Raw genomic sequence first — 2,971 nt, 5'->3', positions numbered from 1 at the left:
CGGGCGAGGGCGTGCGCCGGGTCGTGCGGACCGCGCGGTATCCGCACGGCGGGTTCGGCGCCGACGTCCGGCCGGCCTGAGCGCCCCGGGCCGGATCCCGACCGCCGCGCGGACGGGCCCTGGAGGCGGACAGGCCCTAGATGCGGACAGGCCCTAGAGGACGAACCCGGGCTGCCCGTCGTCGGTCACGACGGGACGGCCCGCCGCCTCCCACACCTGCATGCCGCCTTCGACGTTCACGGCGTCGACGCCCTGCTGGGCCAGGTACATGGTGACCTGGGCGGAACGGCCGCCGGAGCGGCAGATCACGTGCACCCGGCCGTCCTGCGGGGCGGCCTCGGTCAGCTCGCCGTACCGGGCGACGAACTCGCTGATGGGGATGTGCAGCGCCCCTTCGGCGTGACCCGCCTTCCACTCGTCGTCCTCCCGGACGTCCAGCAGGAAGTCGCCGTCCTTGAGGTCCGCGACCGCGACGGTGGGGACACCAGCTCCAAAACTCATGCGTCCGACGCTACCCGAACCCACCCCGGAACGGCCGGGGCGTCCGGGGCGGCCGGGACGTCCGGGGCGGTGATCAGTCCGTGCCGTCACCGAGCAGCGCGGCCAGCTCCGTCTCCCGCTCGCCGACCTGCGTGAGCAGCTGCTGCCCGATCTCGTCCAGCAGGCGGTCCGGGTCGTCCGGGGCCAGCTGGAGCATGTGGCCTATGGCGCTGTCCTCCAGCTCCTTGGCGAGCAGCGCGAGCAGCTCCTTGCGCTGGGCGAGCCATTCGAGGCGGGCGTACAGCTCCTCGGCACGGCTGGGGCCCAGCTTCAGCTCGGGCCCCTTGGCCCATTCCTCGGCGAGCTCGCGCAGCTCCGCCTCGTCGCCGCGGGCGTAGGCGGCGTTGACGCGGGTGATGAACTCCTCGCGCCGCTGGCGCTCCTTCTCCTCCTGCGCGAGGTCCGGGTGGGCCTTGCGGGCGAGGTCGCGGTAGAGCTTGCGGGCCTCCTCGCTGGGCCGGACGCGCTGCGGGGGGCGGACCGCCTGGTCCGTGAGCATGGCCACGGCCTCCGGGAAGAGGCCGCTGTCGTCCATCCAGCCGTGCAGCAGCTCCTCCACGCCCGGGATCGGCGCGAGCCGGGCCCGAGCCTCCTCCGCCCGGCGGTGGTCCTCGGGGTCGCCGCTGCGGGCGGCGCGGGCCTGAAGAATCCGGGCGTCCAGCTCCTCGAGACGGGCGTAGAGCGGACCGAGCTTCTGTTCGTGGAGCCGGGAGAAGTTCTCCACCTCGACGCGGAAGGTCTCCACCGCGATCTCGTACTCGATCAGCGCCTGCTCGGCGGCCCGTACGGCCCGCTCCAGCCGCGCCTCGGGGCGCGCCGCCTCGTCCTCGGGCGTCACCTGTTCCTCACCGGCGCCGCCACCACCCTGCTCAGCTTCCGGGGTCGTCACCCGACCAGCCTAGGCCACGGCCGGGCCGGGCCCACGCGCCCGCCGCGCGTCACACGCCCGTCTCCGCCGCGACCTTCCCCGCGCGCACCGCCGCCACCAGGTCCGCGTGGTCCGCTTCCGTGCGGTCGGCGTAGGCCACGGCGAAGGCCGCCATCGCCTCGTCGAGCTCCTCGTTCTTGCCGCAGTACCCGGCGATGAGCCGGGGGTCGGCGCTGTGGGCGTGGGCCCGGGCCAGGAGGGCGCCGGTCATGCGGCCGTAGTCGTCCATCTGGTCGGCGGCCAGGGCGGCCGGATCGACGCTGCCCTTGCGGTTGCGGAACTGACGGACCTGGAAGGGGTGTCCGTCGACCGTCGTCCAGCCGAGCAGGCTGTCGCTGACGACCTGCATGCGCTTCTGGCCGAGCACGACGCGGCGGCCCTCATGACCGGCCTCGGGCGGCTCGAAGCCGGCCGTCACCAGATGCGGCACCAGCGCCGACGTCCGCGCCTCCTTCACCTGGAGCACCAGCGGCTCCCCCCGGTGGTCCAGGAGCAGCACGACGTAGGACCGGGTGCCGACGCTGCCGGTGCCGACGACGCGGAACGCCACGTCGTGCACCGCGTACCGGGCGAGCAGGGGCAGGCGGTCCTCCGGCAGGGTCTCCCGGTACTCCTCCAGGGACGCCGCCACCGCCGCGGCCTCCTCGTCCGGGACGCGCCGCAGCACCGGCGGGGCGTCCACGAAGCGGCGTCCGCCGTCCTCCGTGGCCTCGGTCGACTTGGCCGCGAAGCGCCCGCTGGTGTTGAGACGGGCCTTCTCCGAGACCCGCTCCAGGGTGCCGAGCAGGTCGTGGGCGTCCGTGTGGGAGACCAGTTCCTCGTCCGCGATGGCGTTCCACGCGTCCAGGACCGGGAGCTTCGCCAGCAGCCGCATCGTGCGGCGGTAGGCGCCCGCCGCGTCGTGGGCCGCCTTGCGGCAGGTGTCCTCGTCCGCGCCCGCCTCACGGCCGGCCAGCACCAGGGAGGTCACCAGGCGTTTGAGGTCCCATTCCCAGGGGCCGTGCACCGTCTCGTCGAAGTCGTTCAGGTCGATGACCAGGCCGCCGCGCGCGTCGCCGTACAGGCCGAAGTTGGCCGCGTGGGCGTCGCCGCAGATCTGGGCCCCGATCCCGGTCATGGGGGTGCGCGCCAGGTCGTGGGCCATGAGGCCGGCCGCGCCGCGCAGGAACGTGAACGGGGTGGCGGTCATGCGGCCCACCCGCAGGGGCGTCAGCTCGGGGAGCCGGCCGCGGCCCGACTCCTCGACCGCGCTCACCGCGTCGGGCCGGGAGGGGTCCGGGTCGAACGTGGCGTGCGCGCTGCGCGGGACGCGCTCGCGCAGCGCCTTGCCCTCCTCCTTGGGCGAGCCCGCGGCGGGCCACTCCGCGAAGCCGCGCACCCGGGGCAGCCGGGGCGCCGTCCCGTCCCCGCCGTTCTTCCCGTCGCTCTTCCCCGCCGCCGTTCCGCTCATCCCGACCGCCTCCCCCGCACGCGAACATCAACTCGTGCCGACCGTACAACCGG

At 74.6% G+C, this 2,971-nt stretch carries 3 protein-coding genes; all 3 read right to left on the bottom strand.

All coding sequences use genetic code 11. The annotated features are described in order from the left end of the window. Positions 1–153: 153 nt before the first annotated feature. A complete protein-coding gene (locus RIN80_RS24905; RefSeq protein ID WP_309097889.1) occupies positions 154–501 on the bottom strand; it encodes a rhodanese-like domain-containing protein in 348 nt (115 codons plus the stop codon). A gap of 73 nt (positions 502–574) precedes the next feature. Further along, on the bottom strand, positions 575–1,429 hold the full coding sequence (locus tag RIN80_RS24900; protein WP_309097888.1) for a hypothetical protein: 855 nt from the start codon (positions 1,427–1,429) through the stop codon (positions 575–577). A 49-nt stretch (positions 1,430–1,478) separates the two neighbouring features. Continuing rightward, entirely contained in the window at positions 1,479–2,918 is a 1,440-nt protein-coding gene (locus RIN80_RS24895) for a DUF2252 domain-containing protein (RefSeq protein ID WP_309097887.1), read from the bottom strand. Between the last annotated feature and the right edge of the window lie 53 nt (positions 2,919–2,971).

This window comes from Streptomyces sp., assembly GCF_031181705.1.
Lineage (GTDB): Bacteria > Actinomycetota > Actinomycetes > Streptomycetales > Streptomycetaceae > Streptomyces.
The sequence above is the reverse complement of the archived record's forward strand: the minus strand, read 5'-3'. Positions and strand labels throughout refer to the sequence as shown.

Bases quoted from the DNA above. Each gene is read 5' to 3' on its own strand.
- RIN80_RS24905 (WP_309097889.1), bottom strand. From the start codon at position 501: ATGAGTTTTGGAGCTGGTGTCCCCACCGTCGCGGTCGCGGACCTCAAG.
- RIN80_RS24895 (WP_309097887.1), bottom strand. From the start codon at position 2,918: ATGAGCGGAACGGCGGCGGGGAAGAGCGACGGGAAGAACGGCGGGGAC.